This window comes from Bacillus pretiosus (assembly GCF_051294775.1).
GTDB lineage: Bacteria > Bacillota > Bacilli > Bacillales > Bacillaceae_G > Bacillus_A > Bacillus_A wiedmannii.
The window spans coordinates 1-285 of the sequence record NZ_JBPPHF010000508.1 but is presented as its reverse complement, the minus strand read 5'-3'; the positions used below and the strand labels follow the sequence as shown (position 1 = coordinate 285).

The following is a 285-nucleotide window of genomic DNA, read 5'->3' as shown; positions in this document are numbered from 1 at the left end:
ATGTTTGTTTGATTGCAAGTACATTCGGATCGTCTGCCGCATCACGGACAAAATCACCTACTGGCTGAAATGATTCAAAAGGATGATGTAATAACATATCATGCTCAATTGCTTTTTCGAATACATCTTCCGCATCCCCCAAGTCTTGAGGCCGTTGCGGAATAAGAGCCGGATATACTAGATGTTCATATAACGGAGCTAGTTTTTTATATAAAGAAAATAGACATGTTAAATCTAATGGTCCATCCATTATCTGTCTCTTTTTTTCTTTTTTCTCTTTCTCCC

At 37.5% G+C, this 285-nt stretch carries 1 pseudogene; it reads right to left on the bottom strand.

What is annotated here, in order from left to right:
• Positions 1 to 285: pseudogene (locus ACSG5Z_RS31945) on the bottom strand (RNA degradosome polyphosphate kinase); the annotation flags it as partial.